Source organism: Paenibacillus sp. FSL L8-0641, from assembly GCF_038006265.1.
GTDB lineage: Bacteria > Bacillota > Bacilli > Paenibacillales > Paenibacillaceae > Paenibacillus > Paenibacillus polymyxa_D.
Genome location: NZ_JBBOUW010000001.1, coordinates 5,303,534 through 5,322,340, shown reverse-complemented (window position 1 = coordinate 5,322,340; position 18,807 = coordinate 5,303,534). Strand labels below are relative to the sequence as shown.

The window sequence follows — 18,807 nt, the reverse complement described above, 5'->3', positions numbered from 1 at the left end:
GATCGCATGGACGTTGATCACAAACAAATGGGGGAGTATCCATGTTAAAGAAGATGATGGCGTTATCCGGCAGTTTGCTTTTGACGGTCGGTTTGTTGAGCGGATGTGGAAGCAGCGGCGGCACGGATGCGTCGAAAGAAAGTGCTGGCGGCAAAGAAGATTTGAAAACGGTTACAATAAACATGTTCACAGCCTCACCAGAGTATACCGATGCTTTTAACGCGTATATCGAGGAGTATAAGAAGGTCAAACCTAACGTGAAGATCAATTTGGAGATCATGCAGGCAGACTACAACACGATTCTGAAGTCGAAAATAGCTTCAGGTAGTACACCGGATGTATTCCAAACGACGGCAGGAGGCGACATCGACACGTATGCGGATTATAGCGCCGATCTGACCAATGAGCCGCTAGCAGCAGCCATGACGGATGCTGTTCGAGCGAACATGAGTTCCAGTGACGGAAAAGTGCTCGGACTCCCGGTGAAGGGGAACCTGTTTTCGTTGATTTACAACAAAGATTTGCTTACCAAAGCTGGGATAACCTCCCCGCCAAAGACGATTGCAGAAATGCAGGACGCGGTCACCAAGCTGGAGGCGAAGGGCATTACTCCATTTGCGAACGCATATAAAGAGTGGTGGGTATGGAAGCACATCTTCATGCACTATGTAGATGCTGCTGCACAGGATGCAGGCGTGGAGTCGAAGCAGCTCGTTAGTGATTTTATCGCAGGTAAAGCAAAAATCAAGGACTACCCAGTGCTGTACAACAACTTCTTTAGCTTCATTGATTTGACGGTGAAACATGGCACAGATAAGCCGCTGGAACGGGACAGCAATGCGGGAGTAAGTGATTTTGCATCTGGAAAAGCTGCATTTATGACGGGTAAAGGTGCGTGGGATGAGGAAGCGATCAAGAAAATTAACCCTGATCTCAAGATTGGCATCATGGGATATCCGGTGAGTGACAAAGCGGATCAATCGGTCATCATTACCGGTGCAGATCAGGCGCTACGTATCAACAAGGATTCGGAAGTATCGAAGGAAACGATTGAATTTTTCAACTGGCTGTACACTTCGGAATACGGTAAAAACTGGTTCTCCCAGGTAGCGAAGGTGATTCCGCCAATTAAGGATGCACCGCTTCCTGATCTTGAAATGCCTAAGGAAATGGAAAGCATTTTGAAAACGTCGAAGTCCGGTGATCTGTCTGTTAACTACTCCTTGGATACATTCCATCAAAAATTTGGCGAGCTGATGCAGGCTTATATCAGTGGTAACATGAACAAGGATCAGGCGGTTGCAGAGATTGAGAAGGCATGGGTGCAATTAGGTTCAGCACAATAAAACTGGTTTCGCAGAGGCGTCCGTAAGGGCGTCTTTTTGTGTTAGAGTTAGGAGGTCGAGAGAGTGTGAACAAAAAAATATTTAATAATATTTAAATATTTACTTGCAAAAAGTTATTAGGTTGTGGATAATAGATTGTGTGCAATACATCTACAACCTTACGATATACATAATGACTGCACGGTGCAAATACGAGGGAGACCCCGGTTGGGGAATCTCTTTATTTCGTTTGGACTGTGCCGATTGTGCTTATAATAGACCGTGTAATTTGGAACGCATTTTTAGTTATGTGGTAGAGATGAAAAAGGAGATGAGCGTTTTGAAGACTTCGTTGTTTACACCGTATACAATCAAAAATTTGGAGTTAAAGAATCGTGTGGTCATGGCACCGATGTGCCAATACTCGGTCACAGCCAAGGATGGGATTCCGAATGATTGGCATCATGTTCACTACCTAAGCCGAGCAATTGGAGGCACGGGGCTGATTATTATAGAAATGACGGACGTGGAACCGGATGGACGAATTACCGATTATGATCTGGGCCTTTGGTCAGATGAACATATTCCGGCTTATAAGAAGCTGGTTGACGGTATTCATGCGCACGGGTCCAAGGTAGGCATTCAGATTGCTCACGCGGGCCGTAAAGCTGAGGATGCAGCAGAGCCGGTCGCTCCCTCGGCCATCGCATACCCGGATGCGAGTTATAAGCAGCCGCGCGCACTGACCACAGAGGAAGTCCGTGGCATGGTACAAAAATTCGCAGACGCCGCCCGGCGTGCGGTTCAAGCGGGCGTGGATACGATTGAGCTTCACGGTGCACATGGTTACTTGATTCACCAATTCCATTCGCCGGTTACAAACAAGCGTGATGACGTGTATGGTCAGGAGCTATCCCTTTTCGGCGTTGAAGTCATTCAGGCTGTGCGCAAGGAAATGCCTGCGGGTATGCCGTTAATCTTCCGCATCAGCGCGGTGGAATATGTAGATGGTGGATACGATGTGGATCATGCTATTGAGCTGAGCCGAGCATATCAGGCTGCAGGCGTAGACGTGATCCATGTCAGCTCGGGCGGAGAAGGACCGGCAGGCGCCAGAAAGCCAGGCAACTATCCGGGCTATCAAGTGCCGTTTGCTCGCCAAATCCGCGAGGCGCTGAACATCCCAGTCATCGCCGTTGGCGCACTGGATGAACCGGCCTTGGCGCAGTCTGTTATCGGCAATGAGGATGCCGATCTGGTCGCTGTGGGACGCGGATTGCTGCGTGATCCATATTGGGCTACTCATGCAGCGGTGGCACTGCGCGGCGAGAAGCCTTCCATACCTGAACAATATCAACGTGGCTACTGAGGCCTAAGTAATCCCACGTTGTTTATATATAAACAAGGCACCTGCAACGAAGTGTACGCTTCGTCAGGTGCCTGTTTTGTTTTTATCGGGATAATGATTGGTAAATGAATAAATGTGATGGTTTTTACATTTTGTGGATGATTCAATCTGTATAATAATTATATTTGGTGTGTATAGGAGGATGAAAGAAATGCAGTATGTTATTGAAACGAAGGGCCTCCGCAAACAGTTCGGGATGTCGGTAGCTGTAGACGATATTTCCTTACACGTGGAGCGTGGCAGTATCTACGGTTTCCTCGGTGAGAATGGGGCTGGCAAAACAACGACCATCCGCATGCTGATGAGGCTGATTGAGCCTACAAGTGGGGAGGTTTTTTTATTTGGCGAGCGGTTGGAGAAAAACTACCCGTCCATCTTTTCCAAGATTGGCACAATTATTGAAACACCCGGTCTATATGAAAACTTGAGTGCACGCGATAATCTGAGAATATGCTGTAAGTACATGGGAATGAAGGATGATGGAAGAATAGAACGTACCTTAACCACGGTAGGTTTAGAGCATACCGGTAAAAAGAAGTTCAAAGATTATTCCCTAGGGATGAAGCAAAGATTGGGGATTGCGAGGGCGCTTGTTCATGACCCTGAGTTGCTCATATTAGATGAGCCAACAAACGGACTGGACCCATCTGGAATTAAGGAAATTCGTCAGCTATTGAAGCGGTTGTGCGAGGAAGACGGGAAAACAATTCTTATTTCCAGCCACATCTTGAGCGAAATTCAGCAGTTAGCTACACACATCGGGATTATACATAATGGAAAACTGTTAGCGGAAGATCGTTTGAGCCGGTTAGAGGAAGGTTTTGAGCAATATACAGATCTTAAGGTAGACGATGCAGGAGCAGTACAAACATTTCTACAAGAGCACATGAAGCAGCTACAATCTCAGGTGCTATCTCCACAACAACTAAGAATTCATAGTCCGATTGAAAATACATCTGCGTTAAATAAACAGTTAATAGATCATCAGTTTTCAGTTTATGAGATACACACCACAAAGCAGACGCTAGAGGAGTACTTTTTGACTCTCATTTCAGGAGAGGGTGGGCGACGTGATTAGAGCAGAGCTCATTAAGCTTAAAGGCTCTAAAGCCTTCTTGTTGAGTTTTATAATATTGCTGGCTGTTGTGTTGCTGGAATTCGTAACAAGCGCCGTTTTTTACCGATATTCAATTGATAAACGGGGTTGGACCTACTATTTTGAAGGCATAGTTCTTTTCGTTAATGTTGCAGCCGGATTTGTCAGTTATTACATTTTAACGGGTCATATTTTTGCGAGAGAGTACCAGGAAAACACGCACCTCTTTATGTTTACTACGCCTGTCACCAAGGCAAAATTTTATTTTAGTAAATTGATCATTATTTATGGATTTATTATTGTGTCGCTATTTATCGTTCTGTTTCTGTCTGCAGTATTAGGCATGCTTATTACAAATCGACCTTTAACGATGGCTATCTGGGTATACCAAATTCAGGTATTTTCTAAAATGTGTGTGATGCATGCTATGCTCATCCCGATCGCCTCTTTTTTTGCTATACGCTGGAAGAGCATTATGGTGGTTGTACTCGTAGTTTGTACTGTTATATTTTTAAATTTTATATACAAAAGTGAATGGTACCCTTGGATTGTGCCCTATCTCTTATCTCCTAATGAAAGAAATGCGACTATACCTACCAATGTTTCAATAGCATGGCTCAGCTTATCCGTGATCTTTCTTCTTGGATTGTTTTTATCCATATGGACATATCAAAGAAGAGCCTAAATGAAGATTTTTTGAAAGGAGGGCTACTATGTTTGACCTGTTTAGAGCAGAGTGCTTGAAGCTGAAAGGAACTAAAATTCTTTTTCTAAGTGTGTTTATTTTAATAGCAACCGTATTTTTGACTTTTAGTACTTACGCCATAAATCCTAAACTTTCCTTGGATCGTGATGGATGGAATGAATACTTTATGGATTTGGTATCCTCCATTAATTTAATAACTGGATATATGAGCTATTATATTTTGACTTGCTATATCTATGCGAGAGAATATCAAGAGAGGACCCATATGGCCCTGTTTACAAGCCCGGTTCGCCGGAGTCGTCTTTACTTCAGCAAGCTGCTTGTTATTTATATGTACATCGCTGTTAGCCTTTTGTTGGCATTTGCGCTATCTGCGCTATTGGGTATGTTAATTACGGACAGACCGCTAACCTTTGAAATCGTTATATATCAGCTTGGAATCTTCACTAAAATGATTATTATGCACGCTATGCTCATCCCGATCATCACGTTCTTCGCCATTCGCTGGAGAAAATTTGTGCCCGCCATTATGGGGATGTGTACCGTTATGTGTTTAAATTTTGTTTTGGTTAATACACCTGGAAATACCTTTTATCCATGGACCGTGCCGTTATTGTTTTCTCCACACGGCACACTGGGCAGAACATTTACGAATGTTCCTGGAGGAATCATCAGTATTTGCTTCATTTTTGTGCTGGGGCTTTTATTGGCGTTAAGAAGCTATACCCATATAGAGACACAGTAGAATGTGTAAGCAGCAAAGGACGATGAGTGTCCATATAAGATTGGCTGGATGAATCTGTAAAATGTTGTCGCTTAAGGACGGATTTACGTGCTATAATTCCAGTAACAACAGAATGGCTTAGGTGGGCGGTCGGCTAATCTCCCGGAAGGGAGGTGATGCCTGTGGAGGTTAAGGATGCTCTGACATTAATGATGATGTTCGGCACGCTATTAATAGCGTTGATCGGATTAATCGTTACGATTGTTATTGCGTTGAACCAAAACAAAAAGAAATAGACCGCCCTGCTCAAGGGGAAAACGGTCTATTTCTGTAGATCGCCTTTGAACAGCCGACCGCTCTTCAAAGCGGCTGTTGCCAAGAGTAGGGATGTTACCAGCATCCTTGCTCTTTTTTTAGTATATCCTTCTATCATTTATTTTAGCACATCTGAATAACCAGTGTAACTGAATAACGCTGTTTACTTGGTGAAAATTTTAACTTCCTTTGGAGCGAGAGTCACGGTGATTGAGCCATTGTTAATCTGAACGGAGTCGTTGCTTAGCTGGTTGGTCAGGCGGGTTCCGTTGGACAGATTATCGAAGTTGCCAATCGTGCGGGTTTGACTATTCCAGGAGTTGTTGATAAATACGATGGCCTCGTCACCGTTTTTAGAGCGCTGAAAACTGTAAAAGGAGTCGTCCACCCATTTTTCCTTTTGGCTGCCGTTTTGCAGAGCAGGGTGGTTGTTGCGCACATTGTTCAGCTTAGCGATGTACTGATACAGGTCATGGTTGGAGTTGAAAGCCATATTCTCCCGATTGCCGGGATCATCTCCGCCATTAAAGCCTTGCTCAGTACCTTGGTAGATGATTGGAATTCCGCGTGATGTCAGAGTAAAGCCCAAAGCAGTTTTGAGCTGTGGCCATTTGTCATAGTTAGCACCCGGCTTGCCGGAGGCGTCATTCAGGAAACGTTTTACATCATGATTGTCAATAAATACACCGTTTGTCTGGGCATCGCGATAGTAACGATCATCGGAGTAGCGTTCCTTGATTTTTCTCATGGATTGATCGTGTCCGAAGACATCCTTGATTGTATAATACATCGGAAAATCCAATGCGGCATCGAGATACCGGGTGTAATCCCCCACATAAGCAGGGTCGCCATGGAAAATTTCACCCATGGTGAAGGTATTGGCGGCTTGGTCAAAATCCTTTAGAAAACCCTTCGGTACATGCTTGGCGGTATCCAACCGCAGTCCGTCGATGCCTGTCTCATTCAGCAGCCATTTGATCCAGTTTTTAAGCTCATTTGCGGTAGCGGGGTTTTCATGATTTAGGTCATCCAGTCCAGCCACATCACCGTTTTCAATTTTCCATTGGTTGTTAGAGTTGTAGTCCCCACCTGTAATTTCACCATTGTGATGATACCAATCTGTTTTATCAAAAGGAGCCTTGGCGATGCCGTTCCCCGGTTGGAAATCACCTGTGTGATTCACGACGACGTCCAGCATCACAGCGATATTTTTGTCATGTGCCTTACCAACCAGCTCTTTGAACTTGTCCATTGTACCGAGATGCCCGTCTACCGCATAAAAATCATACGTATGATAGCCGTGGTAAGCGTATTCACTCTTTTGCATCGTTACCGGAGTAATCCAGATCGCGGTAAACCCCATATTTTTAATGTAGTCGAGTTTGTTAATAATACCTTGAAAATCGCCACCATGCCACTTGCGTTGATCGCTGTTGTTGGAATTGAAGCCACCGTAGTTATCGTTGGACGGATCTCCGTTGCTAAATCGGTCTGTCATGATAAAATAAATGCTTTGTTCGCTCCAGTCTACGTTGAGGGGAGTTGGCTTGGAAAGGGTACCCGGATCTATAGGAGTGAAGGCGCCTAAAGGCGCCTCCGTTTGAGCAGTTACTTCAACTCCGTTAGAGTTGGGTGCATAGGTAGAAGTACTTACGTTTAAGGATACACCCGAAAGTTTTTCTGTTGGGATAGGTCCTGCCACTTCGTTGAGGTCGGTTGCGTAGGTAGAAGCCCCTACGCTGAGGACGCCCCCCGAAGGTGCCCCCGTTCGGATAGATCCTGCAGCCCCGTTCAAGCCGGGTGTGTAGGTAGAAGTTCCAGTGCTGAAAAGGTAGTTCTTCGAGTTATTGCTGTCCCAACTGTTATTGCCGTCATTAAAAGCAGCTTCCAATTGGGAGGCAGAACCGATATCAACGGTAATTTTGGCATAGCCGCTAATCTCGGCATCCTGCATTTTCACACCGGGTACGGCAGTCCAGTTTCCGTTAGCTGGGCGGTAGTGAATATAAGGCGAGTTAAAGCCTTTTTTGTAGTATACCGTTACCGTGTTAGTTGTACCGCCGCCATCCCCGGGAATCGTACCCGCTGGAGCGCCAGATGTGATCGTTCCCGCATTGCCGCTGTTACCGGGCGTGTACGTAGAAGTGCCCGTGCTGAAGGAGTAGTTTTTGGTGTTGTTGCTGTCCCAGTTGTTATTGCCGTCATTAAAAGCGGCTTCCAATTGGGAGGCAGAACCGATATCGACGGTAATTTTAGCATAGCCGCTAATTTCGGCATCCTGCATTTTCACACCTGGCGCTGCAGTCCAGCTTCCGCCAGCCGGACGGTAGTGAATGTAAGGTGAGTTAAAGCCTTTTTTGTAGTATATCGTTACTTTGTTGCCTGTACCGCCATTATTGTCAGGCTTGGCTTTGCTGATGATATATTGTTTGAATCCACTCAACTCACCGGTTGGTGAGCCATCATTGTTGACGAGATTGTTGATGCGCAATAACGTAAACCCGTGATAACCGAACTTCGTGATTTTCTCCTCGATTTTTTGGAAGCCGCTGCCGCCTGTCGGAAGTGCATTTTCACCATTCAGGCGAACACCCTTGGCATTCGCGATGGAGGAGACGGTATCAACCAGGGTGGACGGCAACGAATAATTCGGTGCTGAGCCACTGTCAGTCATCTCCAGGCAAGTGAATGTCAGGTCTAGATCGGCATCCTTGAATTTCTGAATGAGACGGTTGTAATCATAATATCCACCCGCTTGTTCTGTGCTGTGCGGCATAGCAGGATTGTTCATTTGCCAGTGCAGACCAGAAACTTTGGCCCCGATCCGGACACCAAACACAGAATCGAAGTTTTTGTGAGCCGCTGCTCCGATGACACCTAGATGCTTCTCAAGTACACTTTGGTACCACGACAGAAAATCCTTTCCATATGTGGAATTATATCCGCCGTTCGTGTAAAATCCGTCCCCATCGGTCGGTGGATTGATTTGGCTAAGGCTGGTAAGTTTGGTGCCCCAAGCAGCATTAATCTTGTCCAATGATCCGTACTTGTCATTCATAGCTGTGCGGAATGCATTTTTGGCTGTTTCAGTATAAGCTTGGAACTTGCCTCGTCCCGGGTAGCTCCACCCTGCTGCTGGATAGTAGGACGGATAGCGCAATTCCCCAGAAGGACCGCCGCTCAAATAAATTTTGGGAATGATACTTTTATATCCGGCAAAGTTTTCAGCGAATGAGGCATACAGCTCGTCATATTGTTTACCGGTTCCGCTCCACAATGGGGAGAGGGCTTCACTATTGGCATAGCCGCTTTCGTCCTTGAATTGCATTTCATCTGCACTGCCCTTGCTCGGCAGCCAGCTTGGCAGTGGGATGTTACAGTCATCTCCCACATTTCCTCCACACTTATGCGTAGAGATAATAGGAACCCACTTCAGTCCCGCTTCTTTCACGGCATTTGCATAGGTCTTGTAGTAGCTCCAATCGAACTGGTTATCTCCTGCACTTTCTACATAGCCCCACCAGACGTCGGTAGTGATGGCATACACGCCATTGTTTTTCAACGTTTGCAGTTGCTTTTTGAAGGAACCCCAGTCGTTGATTTTCGCCAGTGGTCCCATAACGGAAGCCTGAAAATCATCTGCAACCGCGGCGCTCGCCGTATTAGAGGGTGAGCCAATGAAGGCGGTCAGAGACAGCACAAGGCTTAGTAGAAGCATACACCCTTTTTTCCATAGACTTCGATACAAGGTCAAACCGATCATCCTCCCCAAAGCATAGTCTAATTCGACAACATTTTGTAAACGTCTACAAAAATAGTATAAAGCAAGCGGTTGCATAAAAAGAAGAATTTATTGCGCACTCAAGGTGGACAAATATGACATTTTACGTAAGCAACCGTGTGCCTAAAAGTCTCCAGGCAAAAAAATAAGGCATAGGTCTGAGGAGACGCATGCCCTTTAGTGATGTGCGGATAGCCAAGCCAGTATAGGAGAAAATGAACCTAAGCGTATAAAAGTCTTGTTCCAGTCTGTATGGAAAGTATTGCCGAGACAGCCTGCTTAATAAATAGGGCGATCCTTCTGGTCGGCAATGCCGCTTTTACGGTAGAAATACGTATTGATCCGATCCCGCCATTCTTTGGCATGCTCTGCCTGATGCTCCAGCCGCTCCAGCACCTGTTCATACATGGTATCATTCAGTTGCCCTCGTAGACTAACCCATGTGTCTCGGAGATGGGCCGCACGTTCTGCACCTTCAAAATGGGTATCATAAATGTGCTGTATGACAGTTTGGCCGGAGTGGAGCAAGTGTGTATAAGGGACATGGTGAAAGAATAAGAGCAGCTCATCCGGACAGGTGTCCGTAGATTCGTAGATATCGGCATGGGGAGCAAAATATTGTCCTGCATAGCCGGTCCCGGTTGTGGTCGTGCGATCTACTCCAATCCCTCGGCAATCAGCAAAATGGTAGGTGCCCCACTTGGAATATTCGTACCCGTCTACATCCGGCCCATAGTGGTGATCGGGACTGACCATCCAGCCGACCCCCAGAGGGGCGGTGTAGGATTCGTAGATATTCCATGAATCGAGCAGCATCTGCTTAATAGTAGAAATTAAATCTGTGCTACCTTCGCTATTCCCTTGTCTGCCAAACGTCAGCCGAACCCACTCATCAGCGATTTCGTCCGCAGACAGCTCCGGGTCCCATGCCAGTCGACCATAGCCATAAAGATTGGACTGGGCGAGCAAATGTCCGGTCCAATTGGTGTCTGCACCAATATTGGATACAGCGGCTATTCCATAGTTGGTAGGTTTGGGAGAATGCAGGGCGCCACTCACAATACGCTTGATGGTGGAGCCTTTTCCTTGGGCGTAAGTATCAAAATCCAATACTTCCTTCCATTGCGGAACAAGGTAACATAGATGCTTCTGTTGGCCGGTGTACTCTTGCGCAATCTGAAATTCCAGTAGCACCTGAGTGGCTTCCAGCCCACCGAACAGGGGGGAGACAGGCTCCCGCACCTGAAAATCCATGGGGCCATTTTTGATCTGTAAAATGACATTTTCTCGAAACAGCCCATCCAGTGGTTTAAAATGGTCAAAGGCTGCGCGGGCCCGATCCGTCTTGCGATCGCGCCAGTCCTGCTTGCAATTGTAGACAAAGCAGCGCCAAATCACACGTCCGCCATAGGGCTGCAACGCATCTGCCAGCATATTGGCTCCATCGGCGTGATGGCGCCCGTAGCTGAACGGTCCGGGCCGATTTTCGGAATCGGCTTTGACCACAAAACCACCCAGATCAGGAACGGCGGCGTAAACTTCCTGGGCTTTGGTCTGCCACCATTCAGCTACAGCTGGTTCCAAGGGATCGGCTGTAGTTAACCCGCCGAGCTGAATAGGACTGGCATAGTTAATGCTCAAGTAGATCTGTATGCCATAGGCGCGGAATACCGCAGCTACTTTGGCCACATCCGGTAGGAATTTATCTGTAATCAGCTCGGTTTCTACCTGATGGACATTCACATTGTTAATGGATAGCGCTTGAATGCCTACAGAAGCGAGTAGACGGGCATAGTCTCGCAGGCGCTCCATATTTGCAGTAAAGGCATTATTGTCGTAGAAAATGGACCCACCCGCATACCCGCGTTCAATACTACCATCCATGTTATCCCAGTGGTTGATCATGCGGATGGGATTAGCTGGATTAGACAATAGGTCTAGAAGGGGAGCGTGCAATGATTCCTCGGCGGCGGGTTTCAGTTTGCCGTCTAATCCTCCTTGAAGGTAGCGCAGCAGATGAAAGACTCCATACAATACGCCTTTGGAGGTCTGCCCCGCGACTATAACGTACGGTCCTTTGAACTCATCGTTACTGTGCAAAGCTGAATATGCCGGATCTGGCATCTCTAGCCCGCGAATTCGGTAGCCTTCCGCGCCCACTTCTGCCTGTTCCGCCGCACTGAATCGTTCTGCGACCAAAGGATGCGTTGGGAACGTACCCAGCGCAATGAATGGCGCATTTACAGGAACGGTGCTGATTTTCGGCTGCTGTCCAAACATGGAGGTCAATCCGTGCTGAAGCTCACTCGCAGCCGATTGAAGCACTTCATCTGTCTCATGGACCACGATGACCCTGCACCAAGCGGGCAGCTTTTGTACCTTACTATTGCGGCTGTAATGCAGCCAAGCCGCATAGCCGCTTTCTTTTGGCATATCCATAAGCTTGCTCATATTGGAGCCTCCTTTTGGGCAGGTGAAGATGATCCTCAGACATGCTGTTTCTGATCCTGACTCATATGCTCTGGGAGAGTCAGACGGTTGCCGTTGCCTTCATACAGCCACAAAATAGCGGTAACTCCGCGCGGATAATATTTACTGCCATGGGCAATACCGGAGAGTATCTGATCGCTCCAGCACCAATAGGATTCTTCAGGGTGAAGAAGCCATGAGACGTGGGCAGCGTCTGCGGCCTGCCCAGCTTCTTCCCAAGGCAGTTCCAGCAGCTCGCGGGCAATAAACTGTGACAGATAGATTTTGCTCAGCCAGGAGTTGTTACTGGTCGAGGACAGCTTCCAGCCTCCGTCTTCAAACAGACAAACTCCCGGTACCAGTACAGTTTCCAAATGGCGCCGCAGTGCTTGGATATATCCACCGAACCGTCCATCAGGCTTAAGCGCAGCCTCACATCCTGTAAAGTAAGGGAAGATCAGTCCCTCAATGGCAGGAATAATCTGCGAGTCATTACCTTCCTGAATAACTGCTGGAATATAGCCCTTGTCTGTCATATGTGCTGTGATCGCTGCTGCGCATTTGTCTGCCTGTAAGCCAGCCTCCTGTGAAAGGGAGTTAAGCCCTTTTGAGGCAAATATCTTTTCCAGAGCAACATATACAGCCCAGCATTTGCTGCCCAGATAGATGTTGTTGCGGGACTGACCCAGAGATACGTCCAGACTGTCGTAGGTCGTAATTTCCGCGCCTCCCCGGGTTCTAGAGCTGTCCAAGCCCATCAAGCCGTTTCGTTGTGCCGGGTCGGGGTGATCCCGTCGTAGCATGCTTTCGAAGCAGTCACACAAAACAGGTAGCATACGTGTCGTAAATGACTGATCCTGTGTCTGCTCGATATATACCGTGACGCAGCAAAGCCAGTTCACCAGTTCCTCGTGGCTCATGTAAGAGAAGCAGTCGTCAATCCCTGCCAGCTCATAACAGGAGTATCCCTGCCGGGAGAACACGTTGGCTACGCCCATATCATGGGTAAACGTGATACCACCGGGATAGGTCTGTTCCTCTCCCGGAAAGCGTACCTCATCCCGATAGCTGTACCTTTGGACAAACCACTCCAGCTCGTTGCGTACCGTCCATGGATTCAAAATCAATTCATAATAAAGCTGATCCGCCGTCAGATCGAGGGTATTCATCATCCGATACTCGCCTTCGTTCACAATCCAGATCGGTTCTCCGTCCGCTTGGTGACTCAGCAGTTGAGTACTGCCGTAGTAGCTGTGGATCGCCTGAGCGAGCATAAATTTCTGGTCCGGGCTCAGGTCTGCCGACTCCATCCAGCGATTAGCCTGAACACAGGCTGCAGTCAGGTCTGTAAAATGCTTCAACGCATAGTTTCCCACGTCCTCAATATCCTTGAACAGCTGGGTATAGTAATACGACGCTTCGATGCCTGTTGTCACAATGCCGCCGCGATAGAAGCATATGGCGAAGGCATATGTGCGCTTCTCACCTGCGGGAACGTCCATCAGGAGCGCACCCGTCGTGCCCAGGCCAAAGGATAAATTCTCGGCCATGGTCTCCCCAAGCAGCTTCTCCATTGCAAATCCGCTGGCAGGTACTGCTTCGCTGCTGTTGGTCACAATGGCTGTACTGCGCCCTTGGCCGATGCCTGTGAGTCTTTCCTCCAATGGGGTAGAATCCGTAGTGTCCCTGCGCGGATCTTCTCCTATAATGCGTATGCCGCTATACGGATCACTGCCCTGATAGCCGAAAAAAGCTCTTCGCGCTGCAGTCCCCTGCGTGTTATCGACGGTTAGCTCGGCGAATACCGCCGGAACCAACGCTGCTCGCAGTTCATCCATACCTGCGGTTCCCGGCTCGGGTACCGGGCGAACAGGAGAGTACAGCCGGAACGTCAAATCGCCGGCCTGCCATGTATCCGTTCCTACTTTTAGCTCACGGGTAATGTCGGAATCAGCAAAGGCCATAAGCTGCGGTTCCGTTCGTTTACCCTTTTTCTCCACGTCGTAGCGGGCACTTTCATCCTGTGTGGATGCAAAGAAGGGAAGCGCCTCGTATGATTCGCCATCTCTGGATTGCAGCCCGATATATACATTTTCGTCGGCAGGCTTGCCCAGCTCCAAACCAAGTCCGCCGCGATTACCCTTAAACCCAAGTGTAAAGCTGGAAAAAGAACCGATAGGTGCATGCTGTGTGTTATAAAATATATTTTTCGACATATAATGAAACCCCTTTCATGATAAAGTTCAACTTTGATTAACTTCACTTAGAGCCTAGCATGTCATGTGGTGGGGAACCATTGTCAAATCGCTCAACTATTTATCCAAATCGCGCTGAAGGCGATATACTGGGGTATATCCATGTAAGTAAGCCAGGAGGGAAAACATGTCGTCACCACGTTTACCGAAGCGTCCCCATCATCCGGACCTTACAGCTGCCGGAGAGGAATTCTTTTTTCCCGATGTGCGGACCACAGTCAATCTGTTTGCCATTCATACACGAAGTGTGGGAAGAGACTGGAGCTATCCGCCACACGAGCATCCTCAATATGAAATTAACATCGTGCTTGCGGGAGAACAGATCATGGTTGTGGATGGTCGTAGCTATACCCAGCGACAGGGTGATCTGGTGCTGCTGCGTCCGGGGATTGTTCACTCCAGTCATAGTAACGGAGAGGGATTTACGTATTTTTGTATGCATTTCGACATTGATGATAAGCTGTTTCTCTCGCTGCTGAGTCGTCTGGAGCAGGTGCTGTTTCCAGCTGAAGGCACAGTGGCAGGGCAGATGGGACCAGCGCTGGGCAAGTTGCTCGATCTTTCAACGCCGGAAGACATAGGAATTGGTAGTGATTCGGTGGCAAAGCGAATGCGGATTCAATCTGCTGTGTTTGAACTGTTCGCAACGTTGTGGGAGGCTGTATCCAGCGAAGCCGCTCATCTGCCGGGGCGTGGATATGTGCAGGCAGAGCTTGCCCATCAGATTGCCAGTCGTCTTCAGGGCAGAGTGAATCAGCCCTATGGGCAGGCTGGCTCGGTGGAAAAACAGGATGGGATCGAGGGGATTTCATCCGAGCTAGGTATTAGCGTATCCCATTGTAATCGTGTATTCCGTAGTGTTTTCGGCGTTTCTCCCCGTGTATATCTATCCGGGCTTGTGCTGCATGAGGCCAAGTTGCTGTTGGCTGATCCGCAATGGTCGGTGCAACAAATTGCCGATATGCTCGGCTATGGGGATATTGCGCATTTTAGCAGACAGTTCAAGCGCTGGTCGGGCCAATCGCCGACATCCTATCGCAAAAGCTCGGTGCAGGAAAGCCCATCTGAATAAAAATAAGTATTCCTTTAAAATAGTTATGATATGATCCCCATAGAGTAGCTGAGAATAATACGAATTTACATAATCAACATGCTTAATAATCAAATAGAGGAAGAGGTTCAGGCGTTTTTTGAAAAAGTCGGAGCATTCGACCATCTGTTTACCACCGGGGTGGGTATAATGAGGGAATCGCACATGCTGTGTTGTATCTGATGACGAACAAGTTTACCACCGGAAGCGTGCTGTTCCCAGATGGCGGTTATACGTTGATTCAATTCGCAACGAAGTGCAGATTTCATTCTGATCCAATCCGACAGGCAGGAATAAATCATTAAACAAAAACCGGTTCAACCCCATACAAAGTGGTTGACCGGTTTTTTTTATGATAACAGGCTTGGCCCTCTTGCAACTTTTTAGTTTTGCACATCTAACCTTTTATATTTTCGAAAAATACGTGGATAAATTGCTCTAGTCCCGATACATACCATCGCCAGCATGGCGAACAGCAAACCGCTCCACAGCGTCCCCTGGATGCCCGCTCTGGCAATAAACCATCCCCCTGCCAGCGAGCCCAGTGAAACCCCCAGGTTAATAAACGAGATGTAAAGACTGTTGGCAAACGCGGGAGCTTCTTTGGCCTCATCAATCACCCAAATCTGGGCGACAATCAGTCCGCTGGTATGAACGGCCCCCCACACAATAATGATGAAGAGCGTAGGAATAAATGAAGAACTGATCCCGTACAGCAGCAAATAGGTGCCCCCCAAGACTACTGGATGAAAAAGAGCGGTGCGAACCTTATGCAAGCCCATGAGCTTGCCAGCCAATAGATTGCCGAGCATTCCGCCGATGCCGAAAATAATAAGCAGAAAACTGATAACATTGCTGCTCATCCCTGTGTTTTGCCCCAAATATTCGGCAGAATAGCTATACACCGAGAACATGGCTGCAAATATAAAAGTAGCTGCCCCGATATTGAGCCACAGCGGTATTTTACGCAAAATGCCAAGCTGCTTCCGGTAGGAGAACATTTCGGCTTGTGGTGTATCCGGCAGCATGAATAAAATACCAATCCCTGCAATCCCATTCGCTACCGCAGTAAACCAGAAGGAGGCCTCGTATGAAATTTGATTGGCGATATAGGCCGTAATTGGAATACCGAGTACCATTCCCATGCTCGTGCCGAGAAAGGCCTTGGCGGAAGCTTGCGTTGCCTTTTCCGGGGGATACAACGCAGTAGCAGCGACAAAGGCAAGCGAGAAATACACCGGGTGAAACAGAGCCGGAATGATACGTAAAATCACTAGTATATAAAAGTTGGATGTATAGGCTGACAGCAAGCTTGTTATGGCAAAAACAAACAACGACATTGTCATGATTCGCTTGCGGTTAAACCTGGACATCAATAGTACCATGAAGGGACCGAACACCGCGATGATCAATGCAAATGAACTGACAAGAAACCCGGCCTGAGCTGCCGTAATATGAAAACGTTCAATGATGACCGGCAAAATGCCAACCACACCGAACTCAATCGTGTATACACCAAATAGGCCAAGTGCGATGAAAAGCAGAGGCTTACTATATTTCTTTAGTTTCATTCCCTCTCCATGTCCTCCTACTTTACGTCCTTGATTTTGCATGCTAATATTTCATTAAATCATAAAATAATAAGTCAATATTCGAAATAATACACAATAATAATTGCATTTTTGCAATATTACCTTGAGCTTAAGGAGATGGATTTGATGGATCAAGTGGATCATAAAATTTTGTTGTGTCTACAAAACCAGGCGCGTATCTCCATGACCGAGCTGGGTAAGGAGGTTGGACTTTCCCAGCCTGCCGTAACGGAAAGAGTACGGCGCATGGAGGATAAAGGTATTATCACCGGTTATCGTGCCATAGTCTCACATGAGAAAGTTGGAAAACCGATCATGGCTCACGTGCTCGTGCACACGAATCAATGCAATTCATTTGTTGAGTTTTGCCAATCTGCACCTGAAGTCATTGAGTGCCATCGAATCAGCGGCGAGCAAAATTACTTACTGAAAGTCATGGTTGAGTCTATGCTCAAGCTGGAGCAGTTCGGGGATGAGTGTGGAAAGCATGGGCACTCTACCACGTTAATTGTCCTGTCCTCGCCTGTAGACCATAAACATGTAACCCCTACTTTATTAGACCCTATTTGAGCTACCGTAAATGGCTTGGCAAAGCTCGGTTGTAAACGGACCTGACATCCCTTCAAATGCTGTATTGGTAAAGGCGACCACACTGAGTCTTAGTGCGGGATCAACGAACCACGAATGACCATAAGCTCCTCCGAGACGCCACGTTCCGGGTGATTCTGCTGTTCCGCTTTCATCGGGATTTTGGAGTACGGTGAATCCTAATCCAAAACCCCGCCCCGGCCAGCCTGCCAAGGGAAGGTTCCCGGTCTGGATGGTGCCCATTTCGCGGACCCATTCCTCTGAAAGTAACGGATTGCCGCCGTTTCGCAGTGTTTCCAGCAGCCGCATGAAATCTTTTGCGCTGCCAATCATACCAGAACCACCAGAGTGGAAAGCCGTGGGATCAAAGGCTCGTGCAGGCTGAAAACGAAGTCCTGCAGTGCCTTCAAAAACCTGCGCAACCTCAAGCTCACGCATCCGCCGGGGTTCTGATATATCGTTGACATAAGGAGCCGCAAGCCGTCCGGCATCCGCGACCGCGAAACTGGTGTCGTGCATACCGAGAGGTTCGGTAACGAGCTTTTTAACAGCTGTATCAAGGGTTGTGCCACATACACGGCTAATGATAGCGCCGAGCACATCAGTAGCAATCGAATATCCCCACGCTTTACCCGGTGTATATAACAGAGGCACAGAAGCCAAACGTTGCAAGTTCTCTTCCAGCGTAAGATTTGAAAAATCCATGCCATCTGATACGCCTGCACGATGATAGGGGCCGCCGCCTTCTTCCTCTAAAAAACCATAGGTCAACCCGGCAGTATGTGTCAGTAATTGGCGTACTGTAATGGAGGGCTGCTCACCACTGATTAATCGGGGGCGAAAATCGGGCAACCAGCGTTCAATAGATTCATCGAGCTTAATCAATCCTTGGGCTGCCAAAACCAAAGCCGCAGTAGATACAATCGGTTTGGATACAGAAGAAAGCCGAAATAAAGCATCCTCTTGCATAGGACGTTGTTCTTCTCGATCAGCCAGCCCTGCCGCTCGGACATACACGGGTGAACCATCCATATATATCATGACGACTGTGCCGATCAGACGCTTTTCGGCAAGGGTTTGATCTATAACTGCATTTACACGTCCGTCCAGACCAGCTTGTATCGCAAAAACTCTATTATCCAAACTCATAAATATCTCATCCTCTCTACGATCCAGCGGTTACCGCTTGATGGAACTTAGTTTACAGGATGGGAAGACGACATTACATAAGGTAACAAAGGTATTCAGTGAGTATTTACGTTAAAATAAAATTATATTGAAGAGATGGCCTTAGATTTAAATGAATGGGGTTTTACAAGAAGTTATGCTGCGTTTTATAGCATCTTTTTAAGTTGAGATACGTTGAAAGTAGGTAGTAAAATTTACAACAAAGAGGGTTTTGTTTTGTTTATTGAGGATTGTATCGCGTAATAAGTTGGCTTGCTTGGTTGCCCTAGG

At 47.4% G+C, this 18,807-nt stretch carries 13 protein-coding genes and 1 pseudogene; 9 read left to right on the top strand and 5 right to left on the bottom strand.

Annotated features, from left to right (window positions below; translation table 11 throughout):
• Positions 1–41: 41 nt before the first annotated feature.
• From MKY16_RS24035 to MKY16_RS24010, 6 genes are all read left to right on the top strand, one after another.
• Complete coding sequence (locus MKY16_RS24035; RefSeq protein ID WP_039271867.1) at positions 42–1,346, top strand: ABC transporter substrate-binding protein; 1,305 nt, start codon at positions 42–44, stop codon at positions 1,344–1,346.
• Positions 1,347–1,665: 319 nt separating this feature from the next.
• On the top strand, positions 1,666–2,694 hold the full coding sequence (locus MKY16_RS24030; RefSeq protein ID WP_029518752.1) for an NADH:flavin oxidoreductase/NADH oxidase: 1,029 nt from the start codon (positions 1,666–1,668) through the stop codon (positions 2,692–2,694).
• Positions 2,695–2,884: 190 nt separating this feature from the next.
• Entirely contained in the window at positions 2,885–3,811 is a 927-nt protein-coding gene (locus tag MKY16_RS24025; RefSeq protein ID WP_340957364.1) for an ABC transporter ATP-binding protein, read from the top strand.
• Complete coding sequence (locus MKY16_RS24020) at positions 3,804–4,514, top strand: ABC transporter permease (RefSeq protein WP_340957361.1); 711 nt, start codon at positions 3,804–3,806, stop codon at positions 4,512–4,514. The genes MKY16_RS24025 and MKY16_RS24020 overlap by 8 nt, the downstream gene beginning before the upstream one ends.
• Before the next feature lie 28 nt (positions 4,515–4,542).
• Positions 4,543–5,280, top strand: coding sequence for an ABC transporter permease (locus MKY16_RS24015; RefSeq protein ID WP_340957359.1), 738 nt, complete (start codon positions 4,543–4,545; stop codon positions 5,278–5,280).
• A gap of 161 nt (positions 5,281–5,441) precedes the next feature.
• On the top strand, positions 5,442–5,555 hold the full coding sequence (locus tag MKY16_RS24010; protein ID WP_016822651.1) for a putative holin-like toxin: 114 nt from the start codon (positions 5,442–5,444) through the stop codon (positions 5,553–5,555).
• 182 nt (positions 5,556–5,737) lie between these two features.
• On the opposite strand, the gene MKY16_RS24005 is transcribed toward MKY16_RS24010, so the two are convergent.
• The 3 genes from MKY16_RS24005 to MKY16_RS23995 form a co-directional block, all read right to left on the bottom strand.
• Positions 5,738–9,328: a family 14 glycosylhydrolase gene (locus tag MKY16_RS24005; protein WP_340957356.1), complete on the bottom strand. Its 3,591-nt coding sequence runs from the start codon at positions 9,326–9,328 to the stop codon at positions 5,738–5,740.
• 306 nt (positions 9,329–9,634) lie between these two features.
• Positions 9,635–11,806: an alpha-glucuronidase family glycosyl hydrolase gene (locus MKY16_RS24000; RefSeq protein WP_340957354.1), complete on the bottom strand. Its 2,172-nt coding sequence runs from the start codon at positions 11,804–11,806 to the stop codon at positions 9,635–9,637.
• 35 nt (positions 11,807–11,841) lie between these two features.
• Entirely contained in the window at positions 11,842–14,040 is a 2,199-nt protein-coding gene (locus MKY16_RS23995; protein ID WP_340957352.1) for a glycoside hydrolase family 52 protein, read from the bottom strand.
• A 166-nt stretch (positions 14,041–14,206) separates the two neighbouring features.
• Here MKY16_RS23995 and MKY16_RS23990 point away from each other — a divergent pair, with 166 nt between their 5' ends.
• Complete coding sequence (locus tag MKY16_RS23990) at positions 14,207–15,151, top strand: helix-turn-helix domain-containing protein (RefSeq protein ID WP_209947625.1); 945 nt, start codon at positions 14,207–14,209, stop codon at positions 15,149–15,151.
• 143 nt (positions 15,152–15,294) lie between these two features.
• Positions 15,295–15,405 (top strand): annotated as a pseudogene (locus MKY16_RS26220) (SDR family oxidoreductase); the annotation flags it as partial.
• Positions 15,406–15,552: 147 nt separating this feature from the next.
• Here the strand turns inward: MKY16_RS26220 and MKY16_RS23985 are convergent.
• Entirely contained in the window at positions 15,553–16,740 is a 1,188-nt protein-coding gene (locus tag MKY16_RS23985; protein WP_340957350.1) for an MFS transporter, read from the bottom strand.
• A 147-nt stretch (positions 16,741–16,887) separates the two neighbouring features.
• Here MKY16_RS23985 and MKY16_RS23980 point away from each other — a divergent pair, with 147 nt between their 5' ends.
• A complete protein-coding gene (locus tag MKY16_RS23980) occupies positions 16,888–17,331 on the top strand; it encodes an Lrp/AsnC family transcriptional regulator (RefSeq protein ID WP_023990936.1) in 444 nt (147 codons plus the stop codon).
• On the opposite strand, the gene MKY16_RS23975 is transcribed toward MKY16_RS23980, so the two are convergent.
• On the bottom strand, positions 17,317–18,498 hold the full coding sequence (locus MKY16_RS23975; protein ID WP_340957348.1) for a serine hydrolase domain-containing protein: 1,182 nt from the start codon (positions 18,496–18,498) through the stop codon (positions 17,317–17,319). The two genes, MKY16_RS23980 and MKY16_RS23975, sit on opposite strands and share 15 nt — an antisense overlap.
• Positions 18,499–18,807 lie beyond the last annotated feature (309 nt).